Source organism: Pseudomonas sp. CGJS7 (assembly GCF_036961695.1).
The window spans coordinates 18,697-45,255 of sequence record NZ_JBAMDI010000013.1 but is presented as its reverse complement, the minus strand read 5'-3'; the positions used below and the strand labels follow the sequence as shown (position 1 = coordinate 45,255).

22 protein-coding genes are annotated in these 26,559 nt (G+C 64.3%); 19 read left to right on the top strand and 3 right to left on the bottom strand.

Annotated features, from left to right (window positions below):
* The first annotated feature begins 24 nt into the window (after positions 1 to 24).
* From V7787_RS10580 to V7787_RS10530, 11 genes are all read left to right on the top strand, one after another.
* On the top strand, positions 25 to 1,365 hold the full coding sequence (locus V7787_RS10580) for an ABC transporter substrate-binding protein (RefSeq protein ID WP_336087907.1): 1,341 nt from the start codon (positions 25 to 27) through the stop codon (positions 1,363 to 1,365).
* A gap of 59 nt (positions 1,366 to 1,424) precedes the next feature.
* Complete coding sequence (locus V7787_RS10575) at positions 1,425 to 2,759, top strand: ABC transporter substrate-binding protein (RefSeq protein WP_064493310.1); 1,335 nt, start codon at positions 1,425 to 1,427, stop codon at positions 2,757 to 2,759.
* Positions 2,760 to 2,875: 116 nt separating this feature from the next.
* Positions 2,876 to 3,652, top strand: a complete 777-nt coding sequence (locus V7787_RS10570; protein WP_064493309.1) for an ABC transporter ATP-binding protein — start codon at positions 2,876 to 2,878, stop codon at positions 3,650 to 3,652.
* Positions 3,653 to 3,934: 282 nt separating this feature from the next.
* The gene (locus V7787_RS10565; RefSeq protein ID WP_064493308.1) at positions 3,935 to 5,284 is read left to right on the top strand and encodes an OprD family porin; all 1,350 of its coding nucleotides are present in this window, start codon (positions 3,935 to 3,937) and stop codon (positions 5,282 to 5,284) included.
* A 347-nt stretch (positions 5,285 to 5,631) separates the two neighbouring features.
* On the top strand, positions 5,632 to 6,864 hold the full coding sequence (locus V7787_RS10560) for an SfnB family sulfur acquisition oxidoreductase (protein ID WP_012052705.1): 1,233 nt from the start codon (positions 5,632 to 5,634) through the stop codon (positions 6,862 to 6,864).
* 9 nt (positions 6,865 to 6,873) lie between these two features.
* Positions 6,874 to 7,260 (top strand): hypothetical protein, encoded by a 387-nt coding sequence (locus V7787_RS10555; RefSeq protein ID WP_003253982.1) that lies wholly within the window; start codon positions 6,874 to 6,876, stop codon positions 7,258 to 7,260.
* Positions 7,257 to 8,228 carry a sugar ABC transporter substrate-binding protein gene (locus V7787_RS10550; RefSeq protein ID WP_003253981.1) on the top strand — a complete coding sequence of 324 codons (972 nt, stop codon included), beginning with the start codon at positions 7,257 to 7,259 and terminating at the stop codon, positions 8,226 to 8,228. Before V7787_RS10555 ends, V7787_RS10550 begins: the two co-directional genes overlap by 4 nt.
* Positions 8,225 to 9,253, top strand: coding sequence for a sugar ABC transporter substrate-binding protein (locus V7787_RS10545; RefSeq protein WP_012052704.1), 1,029 nt, complete (start codon positions 8,225 to 8,227; stop codon positions 9,251 to 9,253). Before V7787_RS10550 ends, V7787_RS10545 begins: the two co-directional genes overlap by 4 nt.
* Positions 9,250 to 10,788, top strand: a complete 1,539-nt coding sequence (locus V7787_RS10540; protein ID WP_010953671.1) for a sugar ABC transporter ATP-binding protein — start codon at positions 9,250 to 9,252, stop codon at positions 10,786 to 10,788. The genes V7787_RS10545 and V7787_RS10540 overlap by 4 nt, the downstream gene beginning before the upstream one ends.
* Positions 10,772 to 11,749, top strand: coding sequence for an ABC transporter permease (locus V7787_RS10535; RefSeq protein WP_041168451.1), 978 nt, complete (start codon positions 10,772 to 10,774; stop codon positions 11,747 to 11,749). Before V7787_RS10540 ends, V7787_RS10535 begins: the two co-directional genes overlap by 17 nt.
* Before the next feature lies 1 nt (position 11,750).
* Entirely contained in the window at positions 11,751 to 12,737 is a 987-nt protein-coding gene (locus V7787_RS10530; RefSeq protein WP_003253977.1) for an ABC transporter permease, read from the top strand.
* Positions 12,738 to 12,803: 66 nt separating this feature from the next.
* Here V7787_RS10530 and V7787_RS10525 read toward each other — a convergent pair whose 3' ends face one another.
* On the bottom strand, positions 12,804 to 14,042 hold the full coding sequence (locus V7787_RS10525; protein WP_064493307.1) for an acyl-CoA dehydrogenase family protein: 1,239 nt from the start codon (positions 14,040 to 14,042) through the stop codon (positions 12,804 to 12,806).
* A 338-nt stretch (positions 14,043 to 14,380) separates the two neighbouring features.
* On the opposite strand from V7787_RS10525, the gene msuE reads away from it, so the two are divergent.
* From msuE to V7787_RS10490, 7 genes are all read left to right on the top strand, one after another.
* Positions 14,381 to 14,941: an FMN reductase gene (msuE, locus tag V7787_RS10520; protein WP_336087891.1), complete on the top strand. Its 561-nt coding sequence runs from the start codon at positions 14,381 to 14,383 to the stop codon at positions 14,939 to 14,941.
* Positions 14,942 to 14,967: 26 nt separating this feature from the next.
* Positions 14,968 to 16,059, top strand: coding sequence for a dimethylsulfone monooxygenase SfnG (gene sfnG / locus V7787_RS10515; RefSeq protein WP_064493306.1), 1,092 nt, complete (start codon positions 14,968 to 14,970; stop codon positions 16,057 to 16,059).
* Positions 16,060 to 16,070: 11 nt separating this feature from the next.
* Entirely contained in the window at positions 16,071 to 17,201 is a 1,131-nt protein-coding gene (locus tag V7787_RS10510; protein WP_064493305.1) for an AMP-binding protein, read from the top strand.
* A 9-nt stretch (positions 17,202 to 17,210) separates the two neighbouring features.
* Entirely contained in the window at positions 17,211 to 18,044 is an 834-nt protein-coding gene (locus V7787_RS10505) for an ABC transporter ATP-binding protein (RefSeq protein WP_336087887.1), read from the top strand.
* Complete coding sequence (locus V7787_RS10500) at positions 18,020 to 18,901, top strand: branched-chain amino acid ABC transporter permease (protein WP_060538302.1); 882 nt, start codon at positions 18,020 to 18,022, stop codon at positions 18,899 to 18,901. The genes V7787_RS10505 and V7787_RS10500 overlap by 25 nt, the downstream gene beginning before the upstream one ends.
* 12 nt (positions 18,902 to 18,913) lie before the next feature.
* The gene (locus V7787_RS10495) at positions 18,914 to 19,981 is read left to right on the top strand and encodes a branched-chain amino acid ABC transporter permease (RefSeq protein ID WP_070095532.1); all 1,068 of its coding nucleotides are present in this window, start codon (positions 18,914 to 18,916) and stop codon (positions 19,979 to 19,981) included.
* A 67-nt stretch (positions 19,982 to 20,048) separates the two neighbouring features.
* Complete coding sequence (locus V7787_RS10490; RefSeq protein WP_003253969.1) at positions 20,049 to 21,374, top strand: ABC transporter substrate-binding protein; 1,326 nt, start codon at positions 20,049 to 20,051, stop codon at positions 21,372 to 21,374.
* A 209-nt stretch (positions 21,375 to 21,583) separates the two neighbouring features.
* On the opposite strand, the gene V7787_RS10485 is transcribed toward V7787_RS10490, so the two are convergent.
* Both V7787_RS10485 and V7787_RS10480 read right to left on the bottom strand, forming a co-directional pair.
* Positions 21,584 to 22,687 (bottom strand): sigma-54 interaction domain-containing protein, encoded by a 1,104-nt coding sequence (locus V7787_RS10485; protein ID WP_064493302.1) that lies wholly within the window; start codon positions 22,685 to 22,687, stop codon positions 21,584 to 21,586.
* Between the two features lie 8 nt (positions 22,688 to 22,695).
* On the bottom strand, positions 22,696 to 23,883 hold the full coding sequence (locus V7787_RS10480; RefSeq protein ID WP_004576530.1) for an acyl-CoA dehydrogenase family protein: 1,188 nt from the start codon (positions 23,881 to 23,883) through the stop codon (positions 22,696 to 22,698).
* Between the two features lie 573 nt (positions 23,884 to 24,456).
* Between V7787_RS10480 and V7787_RS10475 the strand changes: the two genes are divergently transcribed.
* On the top strand, positions 24,457 to 26,553 hold the full coding sequence (locus V7787_RS10475) for an ATP-binding cassette domain-containing protein (RefSeq protein ID WP_198747256.1): 2,097 nt from the start codon (positions 24,457 to 24,459) through the stop codon (positions 26,551 to 26,553).
* Positions 26,554 to 26,559 lie beyond the last annotated feature (6 nt).

Here is a 26,559-nt window from a genome sequence, read left to right as displayed (position 1 = left end):
ACCCCAGCACAAGAAGTTCACACCATGCGCAAACCCTTGCATCGTCACCTGCTCGTCAGCCTCTTTGTGCTCGGCGCCCAGGCCCTGTCTCCGGTCGTCACCCAGGCCGCCGACAACCAGCAGTTCATTCCCATGGCCACCTACCGGGTCGGCGCCTATGCCTCCAGCGGGATTCCCTGGTGGGCCGGAGAGATCGACTACTTCCGTTACATCAACGAGGTGGAAGGCGGCATCAACGGCGTCAAGCTGGTCTGGCAGGAGTGCGAGACCGAGTGGAACGTCGACCGTATCGTCGAGTGCTACGAGCGCTACAAAGATGGCAAGGATGGCGCGCCGACGGCGTTCTTCTTCACCCACAGCACTCCGGGCTCCTATGCGCTGATGGAGAAGGGCGCGGCCGACCGCATCCCGCTGATCGATGGTGCCGGCGGGCGCACCGAGTCTACCGACGGCAGCGTGTTCCCCTATGCCTTCCCACTGCTGCTGAACTACTACGGGCAGGCCTCGGTGGGCATCAACTACATCGCCGAGCGCGAGGGCGGCTTCGACAAGCTCAAGGGCAAAAAGATCGTCACCGTCTACCACGACTCGGCGTATGGCCGGGAAACCCAAGCGCCGATGAAGCTGCTGGCGGAAACATACGGCTTCGAGAACATCCAGATCCCGGTGGCCGATCCGGGCAATGAGCAGTCGGCGCAGTGGCGCCAGGTGCGGCAGATCAAGCCAGATTGGGTGTTCCTGCGTACCTGGGGCGTGTCCACTCCGGTTGGCATAAAGACGGCCGCACGCTTCGGCATCCCGGTGGAGCGCATCATCGGCGACGTCTGGGCCGGCTCCGAGGCCGACGTGATCCCAGCCGGCACGGCGGCCAAGGGCTACCAGGCCCTGGCGCCGTTCCCCGGTGGCGACGGTTTCGAGATTCACCAGCGCCTGCGCCAGCACATCCTCGATGTTGGCAAGAGCGACCTGAAGGATAAGCGCTACTTCGGCAAGGTGTACTACAACATCGGCCTGATCAATGCCGCGATTGCCGTCGAGGCGCTGCGCACCGCCCAGGGCAAGTTTGGCAACCGCCCGCTCAATGGTGAGGAAGCGCGCTGGGGCTTCGAGCACCTGAATATCGACGCCGCGCGCCTCAAGGCCAGTGGCTTCGAAGGGCTGCTGCCACCGCTGCAGCTGTCCTGCTCTGATCACGAGGGCGGTGGTGCGGCCCGCGTTCAGCAGTGGGACGGCGAGAAATGGGTGCTGGTGACCGACTGGATCCAGGCCGACCGCACCACCTTGCGTCCGCTGATCGAGGCCAAGTCCGCCGCCTATGCCCAGGAGAAGGGCATCACCCCGCGTAATTGCGCCAACGAGCAATAACCCCCCATGACCTGCGCCCGGCCACCGTCGCGTGGGCTGGGCGCCTGAGGAGAAAGACCATGTATGCAACGCTTAAACGCGGTGTCGCCGCCTTTGGCCTGGCGCTCGCGAGCTACGCCGCGATGCCGTCGGCGGCCCAGGCGGCCAATGAACAATTCTTCCCGCTAGCCACCTACCGAGTCGGTGCCTATGCCTCCAGCGGCATTCCGGTGTGGGCCGGGATGATCGACTACCTGCGCTACATCAACGACGTCGAAGGCGGCATCAATGGCGTCAAGCTGGTCTGGCAGGAGTGTGAGACCGAGTGGACGGCGGAGAAGGGCATCGAGTGCTACGAGCGCTTCAAGAACGGCCTCAATGGCGCTCCGGTAGCGGTCTACCAGCCCAATGGTGCGCCGGCTGCCTATGCCCTGGCGGACAAGGCCGAGGCCGACCGGATCCCGCTGATCACCCTCGGCTATGGTCGTACCGAGGCCACCGATGGCCGCGTCTTTCCCTACAACTTCCCGGTGATGCTGACCTTCTACAGCGAGGCTTCGGCATTCATCAACTACGTGGCCGAGCGCGAGGGTGGGCTGGACAAGCTCAAGGGCAAGAAGATTGCCACCGTCTACCACGACTCCGCCTATGGCCGGGAAACCCAGGGGCCGCTGAAGCTGCTGGCGGAGAAGTACGGCTTCGAGAACATCCAGATTCCCGTCGCCGACCCGGGTAACGAGCAGGCCTCGCAGTGGCGCCAGGTGCGCCAGCTCAAGCCGGACTGGGTATTCCTGCGCACCTGGGGCGTGTCCACCCCGGTGGCGATCAAGACCGCGGCGCGCTTCGGCTTTCCGGTCGATCGCATCATTGGCGACATCTGGGCCAGCTCCAATGAAGATGTGCTGCCGGCCGGCGAGGCGGGCAAGGGTTATCTGGCCCTGACGCCCTATCCGGGCGGTGCCGACTTCGACATCCACCAGCGCATCAAGGAACACATCCTCGACAAGGGCAAGAGCGACCTCAAGGATCCGAAGAGCTTCGGCAGCGTGTACTACAACTCCGGCCTGGTGAATGCCGCCATCGCCGTCGAGGCGATCCGCGCCGCGCAGAAGCACTTCGGACCGCGGCCGCTCAATGGCGAAGAAGGTCGCTGGGGCTTGGAACACCTCGATCTCGACGATGCGCGGCTCAAGGCGATCGGTTTCCTGGGGCTGATGCAGCCGCTGAAGCTGTCGTGCAGCGACCACGAGGGTGGCGGTGCCGTCAAGGTGCAGCAGTGGGATGGCCAGCAGTGGAAGCTGATCACCGATTGGGTGCAGGCCGATCATGTCACCCTGCGCCCCCTGATCGACGCCAAGGCTGCCGAGTACGCGAAAGAGAAAGGCGTGACCCCCCGTGCGTGTGACGCGCCGTGAGCGCTCGCTTTTCACCTGTGGCAGGGGCTTTAGCCGCGACCGGCACGGGCAACGCATTTCAAGGCTTTGGGGCGGCAGGCGCCGCCCGCTGAACGACGACCAGAGGGCAACAATCCATGACCAGTGCGACTCTTCCAGCCGCCGTCAGCAGCGAGCTGCTGGCAGTGGAGGACATCGAAGTGATCTACGACGGCGCGATCCTCGCCGTGGCCGGTGTATCCCTGCAGGTCGGGCAGGGCGATATCGTCGCCTTGCTAGGCGCCAACGGTGCTGGCAAGAGCACCACACTCAAGGCTATTTCCGGCCTGGTGCAGGCCGACCGGGCGCAGGTCAGCCGTGGCCATATCCGCTTCCAGGGGCAGGACACCGCCGGTGTCGCGGCCAACCTGCTGGCACGCCAGGGTATCGTCCATGTGCTGGAAGGACGGCATGTGTTCGCCCACCTGACCATCGAGGAAAACCTGCGCAGTGGCGGCTTCCTGCGTAACCCGACGCGGCGCCAACTGGAGCAGGATCTGGAGCGCATCTATGCCTGGTTCCCGCGCTTGAAGACCAAGCGCAAGACTCAGGCTGGGCTGACTTCCGGCGGTGAGCAGCAGATGCTCGCCATCGGCCGCGCGCTGATGACCAAACCGCGCCTGGTGCTGCTCGACGAACCCTCGATGGGCTTGGCGCCGATCCTCGTCGAGGAGATCTTCGCCATCGTCGCCCAGCTCAATGCGCAGGAGGGCGTGAGCTTTCTGGTGGCCGAGCAGAACATCAACGTTGCCCTGCGCCATGCTAGCCATGCCTACATCCTGGAGAACGGCCGGGTGGTGGGTGAGGGCAGTGCTGCCGAGCTGGCCGCGCGGGAAGATATTCAGCATTTCTACCTGGGCGGCAAGGCTGACTGAGCGGTGGCGACGGCTGTGGAACGCTGTGGTTATACCGCCTTTTACTGAGTAGGTGATGTTCCATTCAACGCGGCCCAGGCCGCGTTTTTTTTCCTGACGAAAGCGCTGTGGCGCCGGCAACAGCAGTTGTGCAGATTGCTCCGCAGACGGTGCATCATATTGTTGAGTAGATTGTTCAACTGATTGAATAACAATGATTTTTTCTGTTGGCATGGTTGTTGGAACAACTGGATTTGCAGCGCCTGGAAAGGCGCCTACCTCGTCATTCCAAGGATCACTGCCATGCGCTCTACCGCTTGCTACAGAACAGCTCTTTCTCTGGCCATCCTGCTGGCCGGCCCCGCGTTTGCCGACAGCGATGATGAAGGCTTCATCGACGGCACGCAGATCCATGTGCTCAACCGCAACTTCTTCTTCAGCCAGGACTATCGCAACGGCGACTTCACCCTCAACCCCAACAATGGTCAGCGGCAGAGCCTGCATCGTGAATGGGGCCACGGCATCATCGCCAATCTGCAATCCGGTTTCACCCGTGGCACTGTCGGCTTCGGCGTGGATGTGCAGGGGCTGGTCGGGCTCAAGCTCGATGGCGGCAATGGGGCAGTCGGCAATGGTGTCGGCGTGCCTGGCATCGTGTCGCGCTCGGGGAGCAACTTCGATGGCGAGCCCAAGGACAGCTACGGCAAGGTTGGCGCCGCGCTCAAGGTGCGCGCCTTCGACACCGAACTGCGCTATGGCGACGTAAGCCCGACCAGCCCGGTGCTGCACGCCAGCGACATTCGCCTGCTGCCGCAGACACTGCGCGGCTTCATCTTCAACAACAACTCGCTGGATGGCCTGAGCCTGCAGGGCGGCAAGCTGGAGTCGAGCAGTGACCGCAACGCCAGCAACCACCGTGGTGATCTCGGCACCGTCTATGCCGGGCGTATCAAGGGCGCCAACGATGTGGTGTACCTGGGTGGCGATTACTCGTTCAACGATCAGCTCACCTTGCGCCTGCACAGCAGCCGCCTCGACGACGTATGGAACCAGTCGTTCTTCAGCGTCGACCATGTGCAGCCGCTGGGTAGCGAGCTGAGCCTGAAGACCGGCCTCAATTATTACCGCACCCGTGACAGCGGCCAGGCGCTGGCCGGCCAGATCGACAACGACTCATGGAGCGTGCATGCCGGTCTGGCTGCCGGCGCTCATGGCTTCAAGCTGTCCTACACACGCATCGATGGCGACACGCCGTTCGACTACGTGTGGAACACCTATGACCTGCAACTGGATGCCGCCTCGCAGGTTTCCGACTTCAACAACCCCAATGAGCGAGCCTGGGAAGCCCGTTACGACTATGACTTCGCCACGCTTGGCGTGCCAGGGCTGAGCCTGACAGCCCGCTACGTGCGCGGTACCGACATCGACGGTACGCGCGCGGGTGGCGCTTACAGCTACTTCAATGGTACCGAGGACGGCCGCCACTGGGAGCGCAACCTGTGGCTGAAGTACGTGCTGCAGAGTGGGCCGGCCAAGGACCTCTCGTTCAACCTGATGCAGGCCACCCACCGCGTCGGTGGCGATCACGTCGCCGAGTCCAACGTCGACGAACTGCGCCTGATCGTCCAGTACCCGCTGGATATCAGCCTCTGAGAACCTGCTCACGATCTCGCGAGGTAACGCCATGCAACACCGATGGCGGCCCCGCAAAAACAGGCGAGGCGCGGTCGGAGTCGCGCTCGACTTCACCCGCTGTAAATGAGCAGTCCGACCACGCTTGCGCTCCAGCCTTTTTTTAACGCAGGAGGGCCGACGCGCAGCAGGTCGTGAACAGGTTCTGAGGCAAGTGTCCGCCCGGCAACAGCCAATCCACAGTTTGCCGCCACAGGTGCTTTTCCAATTATCTGGATTGCGCATCAAGTCATTGAATATTAAGGGTTTTCCAGGTTGGTACGGGCTGTGCAGTAGCCCTGGAGAATCCATCACGCTTGGAGCAACACATGACTCAGTCACAACCCGCCGATCTGCGCGAGCAGTTCAGCTCGGCGCCTCGGCGCCCGGCACAGATCATCCGTAGCGACGCCGAAGCCATCGAGGTGGCGCAGCGCTTGGCCGAGGATTTTGCCCGTGAGGCAGCCTGGCGTGATCGCGAGCGGCGCCTGCCCTGGGAGGAACTGGATCGCTTCTCCGAAAGCGGTCTGTGGGCAATCAGCGTGCCCAAGGCGCACGGCGGCGCCGGGGTATCTTATGTCACCCTCAGCGAGGTGATCGCGACCATCTCCGCCGCCGATTCATCGCTCGGCCAGTTGCCGCAGAACCACTTTGGTGTGCTCAGCAACCTCGGCCTGACCGGCAGCGAGGCGCAGAAGCGCCGCTACTACGCCAAGGTGCTGCAAGGCTACCGTTTCGGTAACGCCTTTTCCGAAGCGCGCAGCCAGTACGTCACCACCTTCCAGACGCAGATCCGCTTCGACGGCGACAGCGCCGTGCTCGATGGCGAGAAGGCCTACTGCACGGGGGCACTGTTCGCCCACATCGTCCCGGTCGCGGGTGTCGACGAGGAGGGCCGCCCGCACATCGCCTTCGTGCCACGCGATGCAGCTGGCCTGACGGTGATCGACAGTTGGGATGGCTTCGGCCAGCGCATCACAGCCAGCGGCCAGGTGCGTATCGAAGGCGTGCGAGTGCCAGCGAGCGAGGTGATACCGGCCTGGAAGGCCTACGACCAGCCAACCGCTGATGGCCCGATCTCGCAGATCATCCAGGCCGCCGTGGACACCGGCATCGCCCGTGGCGCCTTTGCCGAAACCCTGCGCGTGGCGCGTCAGGCACGCCCCTGGGTCGACAGCGGCTTGCAGCACGGCTGGCAGGATCCACTTGGCCAGGCGCTAATCGGCGAGCTGGCCTGGCGCCTGCAGGCGGCCGAGGCGATCTTGCAGCGCGCTGCCGAGGCGGTCGATCGCGCCGTCGCCGAGCCTGGCGAAGAGCTCGTTGCTGAAGCCTCAGTGGTGGTCGGCCAGGCCAAGGTGCTGTCTACCGAGATTTCCCTTGAGGCGTCCAGTCGCCTGCTGGAGCTGGGCGGCACGCGCAGCGTCTCGGCCAGCCAGGGGCTGGACCGCTTCTGGCGCAATGCGCGCACCCACACGCTGCATGACCCGGTGCGCTGGAAGTACCACCTGGTCGGCAATCAACTGCTCAACGGCATCAAGCCGCAACGTCATTCCTGGAACTGAGGTCACGCCATGTCCAACACCCATTCCCAAGGCCGGGGTGACCTGGCCCACGCCCGTCATGTCGAGGCAGCTCTGCTTGACTACCTGCGCGGGCAGAGTGCTCGCCATGAAGCGCTGGTCATCGCTGCAGTCGGCGAGTTGCGCATCCGTATCGACGCCGCCGACGCGTTGCTGGCACGCGCCGACGCCTCGCAGTCGGCCGCCATCGCTTTTCGTTTGGGCGCCGCCGAGGCCGCGCGCCTGGCCGCGCAGACGCATTTCGAACTGGTGGGCAGTAGTCTGCCGCGTCCGCAGCCGGGCAGCGCCGAACCGGCACTGCCCACTCAACGGCGACTGCTCGGCGACCACTACCTCAACGGCGCCGCCTTGGCAGATCAGCAAAGGGTGCAAGCATGAGTCGAATCCTGACGTTGCTCACCGCCCTGGTGCTGGCATTGGCGGGCGGCCTGACACAAGCCGAGGAGGAGGGTGAGGCCGTGCCGTCGCTGGCCGGCAAGCGCATTGCCGTGAGCATGACTGGCACCAGTCATTACTTCGACATCAAGGCGTTCCAGGCGCAGGTCAATGAGATCAAGCGCCTGGGCGGCACGCCGATCACCCTCGACGCCGGGCGCAACGACCGCAATCTGGTCACACAACTGAACACGGTGGTCACGCAAAAGCCCGATGCGGTGATTCAGACCCTCGGCACCCTGAGCGTGATCGACCCCTGGCTCAAGCGCATCCAGGCAGCAGGCATCCCGCTGTTCACCATTGATGTGCCATCGCAGTACAGCCTCAACAACACCACCTCGGACAACGTTGCGGCCGGCCGCGCGTTGGCCGAACAGCTGGTGCGCGACACCGGCGGCAAGGGCCGCATCCTGGTGTTCAACGGCTTCTACGGGGTGCCGGTCTGTGCGATCCGCTACGACGAGTTGAAGAAGGTACTGGCCGATCATCCGCAATTGCAGATCGTCCAGCCGGAGCTGCGTGACGTGATTCCCAACACCGTGCAGGACGCCCGCAGCCAGATCGCCGCGCTCCTGAACAAGTACCCCAAGGGCGATATCGCCGCCATCTGGTCGGCCTGGGACATCCCTCAGCTCGGCGCCAGCCAGGCGCTGATCGACGCCGGGCGCAGTGAGATCCGCACCTATGGTGTGGACGGCACGCCGGAGGTACTGGAGCTGCTCGCCCCTGACAACTCGCCCATCGGCGCGGTGGTTGCGCAGCAGCCCGACCTGATCGGCCGCACCGCCGTGCGCAACGTTGCCCGCTACCTGGCCGGCCAGCGTGATCTGCCGAAGGAAACCCATGTCGCCGCGCTATTGACGACCCGCGACAACCTGGCTCAGGTCAAGCACCTGCGAGGTGACCAATGAGTGACAACGACTGCTCCGGCATTTCCCGGCGCTGCCTGCTCGGCGCGTCTTCGGCGATGCTCGCTCTCGGGCTTGCCGCACCATTGACCCGCACCATGGCGGCTGGAGCCGACAGCGGTGCCGAGGCCAGTGCCACAGTGCCTTCGCTCAAGGGCAAGCGCATCGCCATCAGCACCGTGGGCACCAGCATCTACTTCGACAGCCGGGCCTTCAAGGCGCAGGTCGAGGAGGTACAGCGCCTGGGCGGCACGCCGATCACCCTGGATGCCGGGCGCAACGACAAGGCCATGGTGACCCAGTTGCAGAATCTGGTGACGCAGAAGCCCGATGCAGTGATTCACACCCTCGGCACGCTGAGCATCATCGAGCCCTGGTTCAAGCGCATCAGCGCCGCCGGCATCCCGCTGTTCACCATCGAGGTGCCGTCGCAGTACGCGGTCAATACGATTTCCGCAGACAACTGGAGCACGGGTTTGCTGCTGGCCAAGCAGTTGGTGGCCGATCTGCGCGGCAAGGGCAGGGTGCTGCTGTTCAATGGCTTCTATGGCGTGCCGAGCTGCGGCATTCGCTATGACCAGTTGAAGCTGGTGAGCAAGTTCTACCCGCAGATCGAGTTCATCCAGCCGGAGTTGCGCGACGTGATTCCCAACACCGTGCAGGATGCCCGCAGTCAGGTTGCCGCCTTGCTCAACAAGTACCCCAAGGGTGAGCTCGACGCGATCTGGGCGGCCTGGGATCTGCCGCAGCTCGGTGCCAGCCAGGCGCTGATCGAAGCCGGGCGCAATGAAGTGCGCACCTATGGCGTCGACGGTACGCCCGAGGTGCTGGAACTGCTGCGCCAGCCCGGCAGCCCGGTGGCTGCAGTGGTGGCGCAGCAGCCTGCGTTGATTGGCCGTACGGCGGTGCATAACGTCGCCCGCTACCTGGCCGGCGAGCACGATCTGCCGCCCGAAACCTTCGTCGAGACCCTGCTGACCACGGCGGGCAACGTCGATGACGTCAAACGCATCCGAGGCGACGCATGAGTACGCCGGTGCTGGAGCTGCGTGGCATCGTCAAGACCTTCGGTGCCACCCGGGCGCTCGACGGCGCCAGCCTGCGGGTGGCGGCGGGCAGCGTGCACGGTCTGGTGGGCGAGAACGGCGCCGGCAAGTCTACGCTGATCAAGGTGCTGGCCGGCATCCACCGCCCGGACGCCGGCAGCCTGCTGCTCGACGGCCAGCCGCACGGGCATTTCAGCCCGCGCCAGGTGGAGCGCCTGGGCATTGGCTTCATCCACCAGGAACGCTTGTTGCCGGCCCGTTTCACCGTGGGTGAAGCCTTGTTCTTCGGCCATGAACGGCGATTCGGGCCCTTGCTCGATCGCCGCTCTCAGCAGCGCGAGGCCGCGCGTCTGCTGGACGACTACTTCGGCCTGCGACTGCCGGCGAATGCGCTGATCGGTGAACTGAGCAGTGCCGAGCAACAGATGGTGCAGATCGTCCGCGCGCTGTTGATCAAACCGCGTGTGCTGGTGTTCGACGAACCCAGCGTGGCGCTGGTGCAGCGTGAGGTGGAGCGTTTGCTGCGGATCGTCCAGCGCCTGCGTGACGATGGCCTGGCGATCGTCTACATCTCCCATTACCTGCAGGAAATCGAGGCCCTGTGCGACCGCGTGACGGTACTGCGCAACGGTCGCGATGTCGCTGAAGTCTCCCCGCGCAACACGTCGCTGGAGCAGATCACCCGGCTGATGGTCAACCGCGAAGTCGGCGAGCTGTACCCCAAGGTAGCGGTGCCTGCCGGTGCGCTGTTGCTCGACGTACGCGGGCTGGGTCGGGCACGGGCCTACCAAGGCATCGACCTGCAGGTGCGCCGTGGCGAGATCGTCGGCCTCACCGGGCTGGTGGGCTCGGGCGCCAAGGAGTTGCTACGCAGCCTGTTCGGCCTGGCGCCACCGGACAGCGGCGAGGTGCGCCTGGACGGGCAACCGTTGTCCTTGCGCAGCCCGCGCGAGGCTGTCGCCCAGGGCGTCGCGCTGATGCCCGAGGAGCGCCGTCGGCAAGGCGTGGCGCTCGATCTGAGCGTGCAGGAGAACACCACCCTGGCGGCACTGTCGCGTTTCGTCCGCCTGGGGCTGCTGTCGCCGGCGCGCGAGCGGCATACCACCCTGGAGCTGATCGAGCGCCTAAGGATCAAGGCCCATGGCGCGCATGCCAAGGTGCGTCAGCTCAGCGGCGGCAATCAGCAGAAGGTGGCGCTGGCCAAGTGGTTCGCGCGGTGTTCCAGCCTGTACCTGCTGGACGAGCCCAGCGTTGGCATCGATGTTGGCGCCAAGGTGGAGATCTATCGGCTGATCGGTGAACTGGTGAAGGAGGGCGCCGGGGTGTTGATCCTCTCGTCCGACCTGCCGGAGTTGATCGGCCTCTGCGACCGCATTCATGTCATGCACCGCGGCGCCATCGCCGCACGTTTCGCCGCTGGCGAGGCGAACAGTGACCGCCTGCTGGCGGTGGCTACCGGCGCGCAACGCGCGCAGAACGAGGAACGACCTTTCTATGCCTATGCCATTGCTATTTGATGCCTTCCACCCGCGATTCGCGCATTGGCTGCTGCGCCGTGGCGCCCTGCTGGCCTTCGCCGCGATCCTGTTGGCCTTCGCCCTCAGTGCGCCGAACTTCCTCACCCCGAGCAACCTGGTCAATGTGCTGGCCCAGTCGGCGATCCTCGGCAGCCTTGCCTTCGGCCTGACCACGGTGATCATCGGCGGCGGCTCGAACGTGGTGTCCGGTGGGCTTGATCTGTCGCTGGCGGCCAACCTCGGGTTGTCCGCTGCGGTCTATGCCAGCCTGAACAACGCCGGTTTCGGCGATGTTGTCAGCATCGCCGCGACGCTTGGCACTGGCCTGGCCATCGGCACGCTGAATGCGCTGGTGGTGGTCGGTTTCCGTTTGCCGCCGCTGCTGGCAACCCTGGCCACGATGAACCTGGTGGCCGGGCTGGAACTGGTGCTGACCGAAAACACCGTGCTGCCTAGCTCTTCGCCGTTGCTGGAAGGGCTGGCCTTCGGTAGTTGGCTCGGCGTGCCAGCCCTGGCCTGGGTGCTGCTGGCGGTCGGTGGCGTGCTGATCGTGTTGATGCAGTACACGCCATTCGGCCTGCGTCTGTACGCCATCGGCGAATACCCGGAGGCGGCTAATGCCGCTGGCCTGTCGGTGCGTGGCTACGTGTTCGCCAGCTACCTGATCAGCGGTCTGTGCGGCAGCCTGGCCGCGTTTTGTTCAGCGGCCTGGTTCAGCGGCAGCACCACCGGCTCCGGCGAGATGCTGCTGTCGGTGGTGGCCATCGCTTTTCTTGGGGTGATCTTCTCCCAGCGTCTGCAGCCGAGCATCGGCGGCACGCTGCTGGCAACGATGCTGGTCGGGGTGCTGATCAACGGCTTCCAGCTTCTGAATATTTCCAGCTTCTGGGTCGACGGCGTGCAGGGTGTCCTGATCCTGCTGGTGGTGGCCCTGTCCGGTTTGCGCAACAAGGAGGCCTGAGATGTCCGATTCGTTATCCGCCCCGCAGCCTGCCGGTCTGACCGGGCTCTCTGGCCGGGCGTTGCTGCGCCTGGTCATGCCGACGCTGTTCGCCGCCGTGCTACTGTTCTTCGCGTTGAAGGCACCCGGCTTTCTCACCGTCGGTAACCTGTCCAGCCTGTTATTGAACAATTTCGTGCTGCTGGCCATCGTCGCCATCGGCATGACCTACGCCATTGCCGCGGGTGGCATTGACCTGTCAGTCGGCACTGCGCTGGACTTCTCGGCGCTGACCTTCGTCCTGCTGCTCAATGCCGGCTTCGGGCTCTATGTCGCGATTCCCGGTGGGTTGCTGGCTGGCAGCCTGGCCGGGTTGTTCAATGCCGGGCTGATCGCCGGGCTGCGTATTTCCCCTTTTCTGGCCACCCTTGGCACACTGTTCATTGGCAGCAGCGTGCAAAAGCTGCTTTCCGATGGCGGACAACCGATCTACCTGGAGGCGCAGGTGCGCAGCGGCTTGGCCAGTGAGCGCTTGCTTGGCGTGCCGCTACCCTTGCTGCTGGTGGCACTGTTGGCTCTGGTGTATGGCGTGGTATTGGCGCGTGGCCGCTTAGGCCGGGAGATCATCGTCCTTGGCAGCCAGCCACTGGTGGCGCGTTATTCGGGCCTGGCGCAGCGACGTATCGCTGCCCTGGTGTTCATCGCCAGTGCCTTTGCCAGCGCGCTGGCGGGCATCCTGCTGCCGGCCACGGTGAACGCCTACGCGCCGATGTCCGGCAATGCCTTCCTGATGAATGCCATCGGTGCGGTCTTCATCGGTGCCACGCTGAGCCTGCACAACCGGGTCAACGTACCCGGTACACTGCTCGGTGTGCTATTTCTCAACGTCACGGCCAACGGTCTGCTGCTGATCGGCTGGAATTTCTTCTGGCAGCAGGTGGCCACCGGCGTTCTGATTCTCTCGGTTCTGCTGTTCAGTTTTGCCAGTCGGCGACTCGGCGCTGGATAGTTCTGGCGTTCCGGGCGAAACGCCAGTGCCGTGACGAGGCCTGGGGGTGTGCCCCAGGCCATGCTTTCAGGACTGCTTGGCACCGCCACCGATCTGCCAGACATAGGGCGGTTCACTGCCATTGACGTGCCAGTCGCCGATGATGCGTTCCTTGTAGATCACCGGGTTGTGCGAGGCGGCAGTACGGGCGTTGCGCCAGTGGCGATCGAGCTGTTTGGTGGTGCTGGTACCGGAGGCGCCGAGGGTGTTGAACAGGTCGCTGGTGGCACGCAGCACCCATTCGATGGCCGCCACCTGGGCCTGGGCCGATTCCAGTTCGGCGGCGATGTTGGCCTTGCGCTCGGCGTTCTCGTCATTGCCGAAACGCGCCAGGTAGGCTTGCTGCGCGGCCTCGCTGGCGCGCAGGGTGCCTGCCTCGGCGGCGTAGATCAGCCCGGAGGCCTTGCCGATAACCTGCAATACCTGTGGATCCTCGCTTACCGCTGCACCATTGCCATGGCTGAACACGCGCGTGCGCTTGCTGGTTTCCTGGCTGAAGTCACGCACGGCGGCGCGGCCGGAACCGACGATGACGGCGAGCAGCACCAGTTGGTAGAAGGCCGTCTGGTATTTGAAGCGGGTGGCGAAGTCGATGATGTTCTCTTCCTCGACCACCGCGTTCTCGAACACCGAGGTGCCGCTGCCGGTGGTGCGCTGGCCAAAACCATCCCAGTCGTCGCTCTGGGTGATGCCGGGTTGGCGGGTACGGATCGCTGCGATCACGTCGCCACCGGTGTCGTCTCGGCGGGCGAACAGGTCGATCCAGTCGGAGAAGAGGCTGCCGGTGCTGTAGTACTTGGTGCCATTGACCACCCACTGATCACCCTGGCGCGACACCCGGGTGCTGACGTCGCCGATCTTCACTGCGCCCACCTCCGTCCAGGCGCAGCCCACCAGATCGCCGTCGACGAAGCGTTTGAACCAGACGTCCTGTGGTGTGCTGGCATGGGCGTTGAGGCGGTCCTCGACGAAAGCAAAATGCCCGCGCAGTGCCTGCGGCACATTGGAGTCGGCTTCGGCCAGTTCGATCAGCAGCTGGAACAACTGTGGCAGGGAAGCGCCGGCACCGCCCTGTTCGACCGGTACACGCACGGCGCCGAAGCCGGCGTCCTTGAGCCACTGGATGGGCTCATGGGGCAGGGTGCGGTTGCGCTCGCGTTCCACGCTGGATTCGGCGATGCGGGCAAAGATGGGGCGGAAGCGGGCGGCAAGGGATTCGTACTGGGTTCCGGTAGACAGGTGGGGCAGATGGGCTTGGGCGGTCATCGCAGTTCTCCTCGATTGATGCGATTGCTGACGGCGATGCTTTCGCAAACTTCGTGCCTTGCAGTGAATGCCTTTTAAATCAATGGGTTGTGATCTTTCTGGCAGGACGGGCTGTTCGCTCGCCGACAACTTGCTGAATGACTGTTGGTGGGCGGTCAATTGCGTTTTCCGGGGCAACTGTTGGCCGAGGGTCAGTGGTTCAACAGCTTGTTGGCCAAAAGACAGTTCAGGCTGTTAGAGCTAGCGTTCAAGTATTTGAATTTAATGGTTTTTATTGGTTGGCACGGTTGCTGCTGAAGCTCCCTCAGGTAATGCCCGCTGGGCAAGGAGGGATCAGCATGGACGCACGTGTTATCAGGGTCGTGGTGGTGTCCGGCAGCCTGCGGGCTCCATCACGCACCCATGGTCTGCTGCAGGCCCTGGTGGAGCGGCTGCCGGCCGTATTGCCGAAGCTGGAGGTGCACTGGGTGCGCATCGCCGAGCTGTCCGCCAGCCTGGCCGGTTCGCTGGAGCGCGATAGCGCCTCGGCTGACCTGCAGCCGCATTTGCAGGCCATCGAGCAGGCCGACCTGCTACTGGTCGGCAGCCCGGTGTATCGCGCGTCCTACACCGGTTTGTTCAAGCACCTGTTCGACCTGGTCGATTACCAGTCGCTCAAGGGCGTGCCCGTGGTGCTTGCCGCCACCGGTGGTAGCGAGCGACATGCCTTGATGATCGATCACCAGTTGCGCCCGCTATTCGCTTTCTTCCAGGCCCACACCCTGCCGTACGGCCTGTACGCCAGTGTCGAGTCTTTCGACGATCAGCGCCTGGCTGACCCTGCGCAGTTCGAACGGATCGAGCGGGTACTCGATACCGTCGGCGCCTTCTTTCATATCCCGGTCGCCCGCGCGGCCTGACTTTCCGAGTTACAGGAGACATCGCCATGAGCCAACCGATCAAATTCGCCTACTGGGTTCCTAACGTCAGCGGTGGCCTCGTAGTCAGCAAGATCGAACAACGCACCAGTTGGGACATCGATTACAACCGCAAGCTGGCGCAGATTGCCGAGCGTTCCGGGTTCGAGTACGCGCTTTCGCAGATCCGCTTCACCGCCGGCTATGGCGCTGACAACCAGCACGAGTCGGTAACCATCAGCCACGCGCTGCTGGCCGCCACCGAAAAACTCAAGGTGATCGCCGCGATCCTGCCCGGACCCTGGACGCCGGTATTGGCAGCCAAGCAATTGGCAAGCATCGACCAGTTCACCGCGGGCCGCATCGCCATCAACGTGGTGTCCGGCTGGTTCAAGGGCGAGTTTCGCGCCATCGGCGAGCCATGGCTGGACCATGATGAGCGCTATCGCCGATCCGAGGAGTTCATTCGTGCCCTGAAGGGCATCTGGACCCAGGACAATTTCAGCTTCCACGGCGATTTCTACCGTTTCAACGACTACACCCTCAAGCCCAAGCCGCTGCAGCAACCGCACCCGGAAATCTTCCAGGGCGGGAGCTCACGGGCCGCGCGCGACATGGCCTCGAGGGTCTCCGACTGGTACTTCACCAATGGCAACAGTGTCGAGGGTATCAAGACCCAGGTCGACGATATCCGCACCAAGGCAGCGGCCAACGGGCATTCGGTGAAGGTCGGCGTGAACGCCTTCATCATCGCCCGCGACACCGAGGAAGAGGCCCGCGCGGTGCTGGCGGAGATCATCGCCAAGGCCGACCCGGAGGCGGTCAACGGCTTCGGCAGTGAAGTGAAGAACGCCGGTGCGGCCAGCCCGGAAGGCGAGGGCAACTGGGCCAAGTCGACCTTCGAAGACCTGGTGCAGTACAACGACGGCTTCAAGACCAACCTGATCGGTACACCACGGCAGATCGCCGAGCGCATCGTCGCGCTCAAGGCGGTCGGCGTCGACCTGATCCTCTCCGGCTTCCTGCACTTCCAGGAAGAGGTCGAATACTTCGGCAAGCATGTCTTGCCGCTGGTGCGCGAACTGGAGCAGGAGAAGCGTGCCTCCCTCGCTGTGGCCTGAGGTGCGCGGCCATGCATGAGGCGTTCGCGGACAACCTGCCGGCCAGCTTGCTGGCCCGCGCACATCAACGTGGGGCGGACGTTGCGTTGCGCCACAAGCGTCTAGGCCTGTGGCAGGCGCGCAGCTGGGCGCAACTGCTGGCCGAGGTGCAGGGGCTGGCCACCGGGCTGCGCGAGGCCGGCTTCGCGGCCGGTGACAGTCTGCTGATCGTCAGCCGTCCGCGACCTGAGGCGCTGCTCGCAAGCCTGGCGGCGCAGTGGCTGGGCGGCGTCGCGGCACTGATCGATCCGCTGATGCCTGACGCGGAGCAACTGACGCTGTTGCGTGAACTGCAGGCCGATTTCGTCTTTGCCGAAGGTCAGGAGGAGGTCGAGCGGGTGCTGGCGAGCGGTCATGTACCGGCATTGCTGTTCTACGCCGATGGCCGTGGCCTGGCGGATTCCGGGGTGCCGAATTACGCTAGCCTGGCCGCGCAGTTGCCCGATCCTGCCTTGGCGGTCCAGGCGCAGAGCGAGCGCCCAGCGTTCAGCTTTCACCGGCTGGATGCCGATGGCCAGGTTCAGCAGCACGGGCTCAGCCATGCCGAGGTGCTGGGCGAGGGGCGTCGGCTGGTCGAACAGGAGCGCCTGACGGCGGCCGAGGAAGCCTTGGCCTCCCGCAACTTCGCCACCAGCGGCCAGGCCCGCTACCTGCTGGCGCCTTGGCTGCTGGCAGGCTTTCGGATGAATTTTCCGGAGAGCCTGGCGACCCGTGACACAGACCGCCGTGAACTCGGCCCGACTCTGGTTCTCGGCACCCACGACAGCTACGGCCGCCTGTATGCACTGGCGCAGCAGCGTCTACCGCTGCCGGGCAGCCTGCTGCGGTGCTGGCTGGACTGGGCGCTTGACGCGCGCGGTGGGTTGCTGCGCAACAGCCTTGGCCACGTGTTGCTGCGTCGGCCGTTGCGCGATGTGCTGGGCCTGAGCCGCACCCGGGTACCGCTGCTGGTCGGTGAGGTCCTGCCGGGCGAGGTGCAGGCGTTCTTCGCCGCCCTTGGGGTGGCGCCGCGTATCTGGCTGGAGACGCCCCGCTGGCAGGCCGTGCGCAGTCCTCGTTCATCCCTCGCTGCTCGGTCGCAAGGCCGGGTTCAGCCCGTCTGAGGAGCGTTCATGTCGAATTCCCCGTTGCTGGAACTGGAGGGCATCAGCCTGTCGTTCAAGGGTGTGAAGGCCATTAGCGACATTGGCTTCAGTGTCGCCGAAGGCGAGATCTGTGCGCTGATCGGGCCCAATGGCGCGGGCAAGAGCTCGCTGCTGAACATCATCAATGGCGTCTACCGGGCGCAGCAGGGGCGTATTCGTTTGGCCGGGCAGCAGCGTCGGGTGATGCACCCACATGCAGCGGCACGCGACGGCATCGCTCGCACCTTCCAGAACATCGCGCTGTTCAAGGGCATGAGCGTGCTCGACAACGTGCTCACCGGGCGCAACCTCAAGCGCCGCAGTTCCTGGCTGGAGCAGGCGTTGCGCATCGGCCGCGCGCCGGGCGAGGACGATCGCCAACGCGCCGCCGCCGAGCGGGTCATCGAGTTTCTGCGCATCCAGCCGTGGCGTGACGAAATCGTTGGCACCTTGCCCTATGGCCTGCAGAAGCGGGTCGAGCTGGCCCGTGCGCTGGCCGCCGAGCCTCGCTTGCTGCTGCTCGACGAGCCGATGGCCGGGATGAATGCCGAGGAGAAGCGCGAAATGAGCCGCTTCATCGTCGAGATCAACCGCGAGTTCGGCACGACGGTGGTGCTGATCGAGCACGACATCGGCGTGGTCATGGGCATTTCCCACCATGTGGTGGTGCTCGATTACGGCCGCAAGATCGGCGACGGCTCCCCCGAGCAGGTTCGCCGCAACCCCGACGTGATCGCGGCCTATCTGGGTGTCCGCCCGGCGGCGGCTTCGGGGCTGTTCCCACACAGGAGCGCGACATGGCATTCTTTTTCGAAGTGCTGATCGGTGGCCTGCTGGCCGGGGTGATGTACTCCCTGGTGGCCATCGGTTTCGTACTGATCTACAAAGCCAGCGGTGTGTTCAACTTCGCCCAGGGGGCGATGGTACTGTTCGCCGCGCTGACCTTCGTCAGCCTGCTGGAGCGCGGCGTGCCGTTCTGGCTGTCCTTTCTCGTCACCCTGGCGACGATGATCGCCCTGGCGCTGCTGATCGAACGGGCGGTACTGCGGCCATTGGTCGGGCGTTCGCCGATTACCCTGTTCATGGCCACGCTCGGCCTGGCCTACATCATCGAGGGCGCCGCCCAGGCCTTGTGGGGTGCTCAGGTTCACGGCCTGGAGCTGGCCATCAGCGACGCGCCGCTGGCGCTGGGTGGCCTGCTGCTGTCGCAGTTCGACCTGTTCGCCGCCGCAACGGCAGCGGCCCTGGTGGTGCTACTGTCCTTGCTGTTCAACCGCACGCGCATCGGCCTGGCGCTGCGTGCGGTGGCCGACGATCCCCGCGCGGCGATGAGCGTCGGTATCCGCCTGCCGAGGGTGTGGGCGGTGGTCTGGGCGGTGGCCGGGTTCGTCGGGCTGGTCGCCGGGCTGCTCTGGGGCGCGCGCCTGGGGGTGCAGTTCTCGCTCTCGCTGGTGGTGCTCAAGGCCCTGCCGGTGCTGATCATCGGCGGCTTCACCTCGATCAGCGGGGCGATCGTCGGCGGCCTGATCATCGGCGCTTCGGAGAAGCTCGCCGAGGTGTACCTCGGGCCGCTCATCGGCGGCGGCATCGAAAACTGGTTTCCCTATGTGCTGGCCCTGCTGTTCCTGCTGGTGCGTCCGGCTGGGCTGTTCGGCGAGCGCGCCATCGAGCGAGTCTGAGGAGCGTCGATCATGCTGTATCGAGAAGCGGGTCAGTTCAGCGTGCGTTACGCCGACGACCGACGATTCTTCCGCCTGCGCCAGGATCGGCTGGGTCTGGCGGCCTTGGTCCTGTTCGCCTTCATCGGCGTGCCACTGCTGGGCAACGATTACTGGTTCAGTGCCATCCTGATCCCATTTCTACTGCTGTCGCTGGCCGGCCTAGGGCTGAACCTGCTGACCGGTTATGCCGGGCAACTGTCCCTGGGTTCGGCGGCGTTCATGGCAGCAGGTGCCTTCGCGGCCTATAATTTCGAGCTGCGCGTGGCGTGGCTGCCGCTGCTGGCCAGCCTGCTGCTCGGCGGCCTGGTGGCGGCGCTGGTGGCCGTGGTGTTCGGCCTGCCAAGCCTGCGCATCAAGGGCTTCTATCTGCTGGTGTCGACACTGGCGGCGCAGTTCTTCGTGCCATGGGCGCTGACCCGCTTCAGTTGGTTCAGCAACGACAGTGCCTCGGGGGTGATCAGCGCGCCGCCGCTGCTGATGGCCGGGTATGACTTTTCGTCGCCGGCCGGGCGCTACCTGCTGACCCTGGCGGTGGTCAGCGCGCTGTTCTGGCTGGGCGCCAACCTGGTGCGCAGCGAACTGGGGCGCAACTGGATGGCGGTGCGCGACATGGACACCGCCGCCGCAGTGATCGGCATCCCCCTGTTGAAGACCAAACTGCTGGCTTTCGCCATCAGCGGCTTCTACCTCGGCGTGGCCGGTTCGCTCTGGGCCTTCACCTACCTGGGCACGGTGGAGCCACACGGCTTCGACCTGAACCGCTCGTTCCAGATCCTGTTCATCATCATTATCGGCGGCCTGGGCAGCATCCTCGGGAACTTCCTCGGCGCCGCCTTCATTGTGCTGTTCCCGGTGCTGCTGTCGAACCTGGCCGGGTTGCTGCCGACCGGGCTGATCGATGCCGGACAGATAGAGAACCTGCAGAAGATGGCCTTCGGCACGCTGATCATCATCTTCCTGATCAAGGAACCGGAGGGCCTGGCGCGCCTCTGGCAACGCTTTCGCGAGCGCACTCGGCGTTGGCCGTTGCGCCACTGAGCGAACCTTCGCACCGGGCTTCGCCCGCCTTATGTCACTGCCCACTGATTTGTAAAGGATAACCACGATGTCGACCCGATCCGTCCTCGGCCGCCTGGCGCTGGCCGTGAGCCTGGCGGCCGGTGCACTCAACGTGCACGCGGCCAACGAACAGTATTTCCCCCTGCAGAGCTACCGCGTTGGCCCCTATGCCGCAGGTGGCACCGGTTTCTTCGGTGGTTTTATCGATTACCTCAAGTACGTCAACGCCCAAGGCGGCGTGAATGGTGTCAAGCTGACCTGGAGCGAGTGCGAGACTGAATACGTCGTGGAGAAGGGGGTGGAGTGCTACGAGCGCCTCAAGGGTGGGCTCAACGGCGCACCGGCTGCCGCCACCAATCCGCTGTCGGTGGGTATCGCGTATGCCACCCTGGAACGCTCCACGGCCGACAAGCTGCCGCTGATCACCATCAACCATGGGCGTACCGACTCCACCGATGGCAGCGTGTTCCCTTACGTCTTCCCGCTGCAGCTCAATCCCTATTCCGAGGTATCGGCCATCGTCAACTGGATCGCTCAGCAGGCAGGCGGCGAGCAGGGCCTCAAGGGCAAGAAGATCGTCACGCTCTTTCACGGTTCGCCCTATGGCAAGGAAACCAACGAGGTGCTGCAGGCCCTGGCGGACAAGTACGGTTTCGAGTTGACCCTGCTGGAGGTGCCGCACCCCGGCAACGAGCAACAATCGCAGTGGCTGAACATCCGCCGCCTGAAGCCGGACTGGGTCATCCTGCGCGGCTGGGGCGTGATGAACCCGGTGGCGCTGAAGACCGCGCAAAAGGTCGGTTTCCCTGCCGACCGCATCATCGGCAATATCTGGAGCAATTCCGAGGAAGACGCGGCGCCTGCCGGTGCCGCGGCCAAGGGCTTCATCGCCATCACCACGCATCCGTCCGGTACCGAGTTCCCGGTGCTGCAGGGCATCGAACAGGCGGTGGTGGACAAGGGCCAAGGCGACCTGGCCGATCCGAAGCGCTTTGGCACCGTGTACTACAACCTCGGCGTGGTCAACGGCATCCTCAACGTCGAGGCATTGCGTCTGGCTCAGGAGAAGTTCGGCAGGCAACCGCTGAGTGGCGAGCAGGTGCGTTGGGGCTTCGAACACCTGAACCTGGACGATACCCGCCTGCAGGCACTCGGTGCCAAGGGGCTGGTGCAGCCGCTTAAACTGTCCTGCTCCGACCATGAAGGCGGTGGCGCGGTGCGCTTCCAGCAGTGGGACGGGCAGAAGTGGAAACTGATCAGCGACTGGGTACAGGCCGACCGCGCGTTTTTGCGGCCGATCATCGAGGCCTCGTCGCATCAATATGCCAAAGAGAAGGGTATCACCCCGCGTGATTGCAGCCAGGAAGGCTGATCGCGCGGGCAGGGCCGGTGGCGTCCCCCCGGCCTGTCTTCAGCCCTGCGCAGTTCGGGCGCCGCCGCGCACCAGGCCCACACCGGCTCAAAGGTTGGGGGGCGCTTCCAGTCTGTTGCGATTGCCGCCATTTGGCGCGGCCATGCGCTTCTGTCCTTCGCAACCCTCTTGGCGCAGTTGGCAAGGGGGCAATCGTTCGTGGCGGCCTCTCAGATTGATAGTTGTATCGCCCGCTCAGGGCGCATCTGGGGCTCTGGCCGGCGCCGATTGACCACCAGTTCGCCGATGGCAATCAGTCGGGCGCGGGTGATGTTGCGGCTCAGACCCAGCAGGCTGGCCGTGTGCACCTGGTTGCAGTGGCAGAAACGATAGGCACTGCGTAGCAGGGAGTCCTCGACCTTCTCGTGCAGGCTGCCGGCCTGCTCCTCGAACAGGCGCTGAAAGGCACGCAGCAACTGCTCTTCGGCGCTTTCGGCGGTGCTCACCGGCGACTTGTCCTGGCGCTCGATACGCAGGTGCGACAGGCGCAGGTCGTCGTCCTGCACCAGGCCATTGCGGCACACCAGCAGGGTGTGGTGGATGACGTTTTCCAGCTCGCGGATGTTGCCGGGCCAGTCGTAGCTCACCAGCTTGCGTTCGGCCTCGGGGGACAGGCGCACTTCGCCGTAACCCAGGCGGTTGCAGTAGGTCTTGATGAAGTGTCGGGTCAGCGGCAGGATGTCGCCCGGGCGTTCTCGCAGCGGGTAGAGTTGCAGGCTGACCACGTTTAGGCGGTAGTACAGGTCTTCGCGGAAGTTGCCGGCAGCGATGGCCTTGTCCAGTTGCACGTTGGTGGCGGCGACCACGCGCACGTCGATGGGGATGCTCTTGCGCGAGCCCAGGCGCACCACTTCACGCTCTTGCAGCACGCGCAACAGCTTGACCTGGATGGCCATGGGCAGGTCGCCGATTTCGTCGAGGAACAGTGTGCCGCCGTTGCCCTCCTCGAACCAGCCGGCCTTGGCCGCCAGGGCGCCGGTGAAGGCGCCTTTCTCGTGGCCGAACAGCTCGGCTTCCACCAGCGACTCCGAAAAGGCGCCACAGTTCACCGCGACGAAGGGGCCGTTGCGCCGTCCGCTGAGGTTGTGTATGTGGCGTGCGACCAGCTCCTTGCCCGTGCCGGTCTCGCCGATGATCAGGACGCTGGCCTCGCTGGGGGCGACCTGTTGCAGGTGGGCGAGCAGCGCCTGCGATCTAGCGTCTTCGAAGACCTGTGCGGTTGCCCGGATCGAGGTGGCCAATGACGGCGAAGGGGGGAGGGTCAGCAACTGCATGGCGATTCCTATGAGTAGAAAGATGGGGTGGGTCGCGTCTGACTCAGTGCCCACTCACCCAGCTCGTGGAGTTTGTAGTCCAGCGGGTCGTGCAGGCTCTGGGTACGCAGGTTGCGCCAGTAGCGATCGAGGCGTAGCGAGGCGTGGGTCGCGCGTGCGCCAGTGACCTCGAACAGGCGGTTGCAGATGTCCAGGCCAGTGCGTGCCGCCGCCACTTTGGCCGTGGCGATGGCCAGCGCCAGTTGCGCACGCTCTTCGGCGCCGAGCGCGTGCTCCTTGTGCCAGGCCGCGTCGAGTTGCGTCGCGGCGCGCTCCACCAGCAGGCGCACGCCTTCCAGACCGACCCAGAACTCGCCGTAGTGGCGCAGGATGTAAGGGTCTTCGCTGACATGTCGGGCTTTGGAGCGGAACCACGGGCGGCCTTCCTTCAACGTGTAATGGCGGGCCTCTTCCAGAGCGCCTTCGGTGATACCAAGGAATACGTTGGCGAAATGCAACTGGGCGATCAGCGGGCGCAGGCTGGCGAAGGGTGTGCTCAGCGGGCCAGGGTCGAGAAGCATCTCGTTCTCTTCGACGCGCACGCGCTCGAAAGTTGCGCTGCCGCTGTCGGTCTGGCGCTGGCCCATGTTGTTCCAGTCATCATGCAGTGTGATACCGGTCCGGCCGCTGGGGATGGCAGCGATCAGCAGCTTGCCGCCAGCACTTTCATCGACTGCCGAGGCAATCAGCATTTCCGAGTCGCTGGCGCCTGAGCAGAAACTCTTCTTGCCGGAAAACTCGTACCAACCGTCGAAGCGTGTGAGCACGGTGCGGCTGTCCAGAGGGTTGAGCGCATTGCCCCAGAACCAGTTCTTGCGCGCGGTCTGCTCGAACCAGGGTTGCCACTGATCGCGACGGGAGAACAGGCGCACGGTAGCCAGCATCAAGTGCTGAAAGCCGAAGACGTGGGCGATGGAACTGTCGACCCGGGCGAATTCGCGCACCACCTCCAGGGTTTCGCTCCAGCTAGCGCCGAGGCCGCCGAACTGGGTGGGTATGCTCAGCGCCAACAAGCCGCTCTGGCGGATAGCGTCGCGCTGGGCCTTGGGTGTGCCGCCGGCCTCGTCGCGCTCGACGGCGGTTTCGGCGAACGCCGTCGCTAGGCGACGTGCAGTCTGCAAGGGGCTAAGCACGGCAGGTCGTAGAGGGGTTGTCACTCGGCATTCCTCGCTGGCTGGTGGGATGGCGGATAGGGGGGCATTTCATAGCGGCGCCTCAGACAATTTGCTCAGCACATGCGCTTGGCGATGGAAGAGGGCTGCGGTGCGTTCTGCGGCTAGCGGGATGCGGGCCTGCAGAGGCTGGAAGAAACTGAACAGCGGGTGCAGCTGCAACAGCACCTGGGATTGGCCGGAGGTAGGCAATGACGTTGGCATCAGAAACTTCAACTCTCCAACACGGTTACCCCGATCCATCGCGGGTCTGATGAAAGTATAAAAGTCGATTCATATCTCTAAAAATAATAATAAATAATATTTATATTCCCGTATGGAATATTTATTTATTGCAAATGCAATGGCCTCACAAGGCTGCCAATGCTTTCGTTCAACTAAGACCGCAGGCGTGTTCCTCGCTGTTTCCCACACAACAGCAGCCATGCAATGTTGCTGCCTCTTCAACACCGTGCCGTCATGACAAAAACCCATCTCGCGCTTGAGTACGCGGGGTTTGGCCGATTGGCATGGAGTCTGCTTCGTCGCCCTGGAATCCATTGAATCCCAGGGGGCGACGTGATCGCTGATAAATATCCACTGATTGCCAACGACCCTTTGGAAACCCCTGCGCGGGTCAGCGCAGACTCCCTTGGCTCTGCATCGATTCATGCTATCGCGCTGGAATTTCGCGCGGTCACCAAACGTTACGAGGGGAGCCGGTCGGACTCCAGCAACGCGGTTGAGCAAGTGAACCTCGCGGTGCGGCGGGGCGAAGTGCTTTGTTTGATGGGTACATCCGGCAGCGGCAAGTCGACTTTGCTGCGCCACGTCAATCGGTTGATAGAACCGAGCAGCGGCGAGGTGCTCATCGACGGTGAGGTTCTGAGCGACTTGACGCAGCCTGCGCTGCGCCAACTGCGGTCGCAGCGCATCGGCATGGTGTTCCAGCATTTCGGCTTGCTGCCGCATCGAAGCGTGCTCGACAACGTGGCCTTGCCCCTGGAATTGCGCGGTGAGCCGGAGAGTACGCGGCGCGCAGCGGCACAACGGCAGTTGCAGGCGGTGGGGCTGAAAGAGTGGGGCGAGCGTTTGCCCCACGAGTTGTCTGGTGGCATGCAGCAACGTGTCGGGCTTGCGCGAGCACTGGTCACCGAGCCTGACATTCTGCTGATGGACGAACCCTTCAGTGCACTGGACCCCACCATCCGCCGTGATTTGCAGGGGCGCTTCCTGCAACTGGTGCGCGAACGGGGAATCACGACGCTGCTGGTGACCCACGATCCGGGTGAGGCGTTACGTCTGGCAGATCGTATCGCCGTCTTGCGGGGTGGTCGGCTGATTCAGGTTGGCACCCCTGGTGAATTGCTTGAACAGCCGGCGGACGAGGGGGTGGCGGATTTCTTCGACGATCGGCCGCATATCGGCCCGAGCATTCCCTCGCCTAGTGACGAGGTGCTCAGCGAGCCACCGTCGGTCGAAGTGCAAGCGCGCTCGACAAACCATTGGATTCGCCAAAGCGTGTTGGGCCCGGCAGCGCTCGCTGACGCCGGACGAGGTGGCCTGTTCTGGCTGGCGCTGCTGCTGGAGTTGACGGCCCTGGCCGTGCTTGCTGGCGCGTGGCGCGAGGGGGCGGGGTGGCTATCGGCCGCAGCACTGGCAGTGCTGCTGGTCAATCGCTTGGGTTGTGCTTGGGTGAGCCTGCACGGCCACGGCCGTGACTCCCTGGGCGTCGCTTTACCCTTGGCGCTGCTGCTGGTGAGTCAGGTACTGACCGTATGGCGCGCCCTGACGCCGGATGCTGCCGGGGCACTGGTGCAGTTTCCCGCCGATCGCGACAGTATGCTGGCAGTTGCTGGTGCCATCGACACGTTGATTGGCTGGTCTCAGGTCACGTTCGAGAGCGTATTCGTCGGGGTGATCGTGGCGGTGCGCACCGTCATTGATGGCGTTGAAGGTGCGCTGGGCTGGATTCCGTGGCCGGTACCGGCGCTTGCATTGGTCTACCTGGCCTGGCGCTCTGCCGGCGCGATCCTGGCCCTGACGACTGCGTTAGCCCTGGGTTATATCGGCCTGTTCGGTTTCTGGGAGCGTACGATTTCCACCATCGCCCTGGTCGGCGCTTCGGTGCTGCTGTCGCTGCTGATCGGCATTCCCACCGGCATTCTTCTGGCCAAGCGGGCGCTGGCTCGGCGCTTGGTCACGCCGCTGTTGGATGTCATGCAGACCTTACCGACCTTCGTTTACCTGATTCCAGCAGTGGCCTTCTTCTCGGTCGGGAAGACGCCGGCGGTGATCGCCACGGTGATTTTCGCCCTGGCGCCGATGATCCGTCTCACCGCCCTGGGTATTCAGGAGGTGCCCAAGGCCGCGGTGGAGGCTGCGGTCGCCCATGGCGCAACGCCCTGGCAGACGCTCACCCGGGTCGAGTTGCCATTGGCCTCCGGCTCTCTGTTGCTGGGGGTGAACCAGACCATCGTGATGAGCCTGTCCATGGTCGTCGTGGCAGCACTGATTGGTGCCGGAGGCCTTGGCTACGACGTCATGACCGCCTTGCGCAACATCAAGGGTGGTGAGGGCGTCCTGGCCGGTATTGCCATTGTTTTTTGTGCCCTGGTGCCCGACCGGATCATTCAGGCATCCCTTCGCAAACGTCATCATTCTACGCAGGAGTAACAGGTT

Excerpts from the sequence above, each read along its gene's own strand:
- V7787_RS10580 (WP_336087907.1), top strand. The coding sequence starts at position 25 with ATGCGCAAACCCTTGCATCGTCACCTGCTCGTCAGCCTCTTTGTGCTC.
- V7787_RS10575 (WP_064493310.1), top strand. The coding sequence starts at position 1,425 with ATGTATGCAACGCTTAAACGCGGTGTCGCCGCCTTTGGCCTGGCGCTC.
- V7787_RS10570 (WP_064493309.1), top strand. The coding sequence starts at position 2,876 with ATGACCAGTGCGACTCTTCCAGCCGCCGTCAGCAGCGAGCTGCTGGCA.
- V7787_RS10565 (WP_064493308.1), top strand. The coding sequence starts at position 3,935 with ATGCGCTCTACCGCTTGCTACAGAACAGCTCTTTCTCTGGCCATCCTG.
- V7787_RS10560 (WP_012052705.1), top strand. The coding sequence starts at position 5,632 with ATGACTCAGTCACAACCCGCCGATCTGCGCGAGCAGTTCAGCTCGGCG.
- V7787_RS10555 (WP_003253982.1), top strand. The coding sequence starts at position 6,874 with ATGTCCAACACCCATTCCCAAGGCCGGGGTGACCTGGCCCACGCCCGT.
- V7787_RS10550 (WP_003253981.1), top strand. The coding sequence starts at position 7,257 with ATGAGTCGAATCCTGACGTTGCTCACCGCCCTGGTGCTGGCATTGGCG.
- V7787_RS10545 (WP_012052704.1), top strand. The coding sequence starts at position 8,225 with ATGAGTGACAACGACTGCTCCGGCATTTCCCGGCGCTGCCTGCTCGGC.
- V7787_RS10540 (WP_010953671.1), top strand. The coding sequence starts at position 9,250 with ATGAGTACGCCGGTGCTGGAGCTGCGTGGCATCGTCAAGACCTTCGGT.
- V7787_RS10535 (WP_041168451.1), top strand. The coding sequence starts at position 10,772 with ATGCCATTGCTATTTGATGCCTTCCACCCGCGATTCGCGCATTGGCTG.
- V7787_RS10530 (WP_003253977.1), top strand. The coding sequence starts at position 11,751 with ATGTCCGATTCGTTATCCGCCCCGCAGCCTGCCGGTCTGACCGGGCTC.
- V7787_RS10525 (WP_064493307.1), bottom strand. The coding sequence starts at position 14,042 with ATGACCGCCCAAGCCCATCTGCCCCACCTGTCTACCGGAACCCAGTAC.
- msuE (WP_336087891.1), top strand. The coding sequence starts at position 14,381 with ATGGACGCACGTGTTATCAGGGTCGTGGTGGTGTCCGGCAGCCTGCGG.
- sfnG (WP_064493306.1), top strand. The coding sequence starts at position 14,968 with ATGAGCCAACCGATCAAATTCGCCTACTGGGTTCCTAACGTCAGCGGT.
- V7787_RS10510 (WP_064493305.1), top strand. The coding sequence starts at position 16,071 with ATGCATGAGGCGTTCGCGGACAACCTGCCGGCCAGCTTGCTGGCCCGC.
- V7787_RS10505 (WP_336087887.1), top strand. The coding sequence starts at position 17,211 with ATGTCGAATTCCCCGTTGCTGGAACTGGAGGGCATCAGCCTGTCGTTC.
- V7787_RS10500 (WP_060538302.1), top strand. The coding sequence starts at position 18,020 with ATGGCATTCTTTTTCGAAGTGCTGATCGGTGGCCTGCTGGCCGGGGTG.
- V7787_RS10495 (WP_070095532.1), top strand. The coding sequence starts at position 18,914 with ATGCTGTATCGAGAAGCGGGTCAGTTCAGCGTGCGTTACGCCGACGAC.
- V7787_RS10490 (WP_003253969.1), top strand. The coding sequence starts at position 20,049 with ATGTCGACCCGATCCGTCCTCGGCCGCCTGGCGCTGGCCGTGAGCCTG.
- V7787_RS10485 (WP_064493302.1), bottom strand. The coding sequence starts at position 22,687 with ATGCAGTTGCTGACCCTCCCCCCTTCGCCGTCATTGGCCACCTCGATC.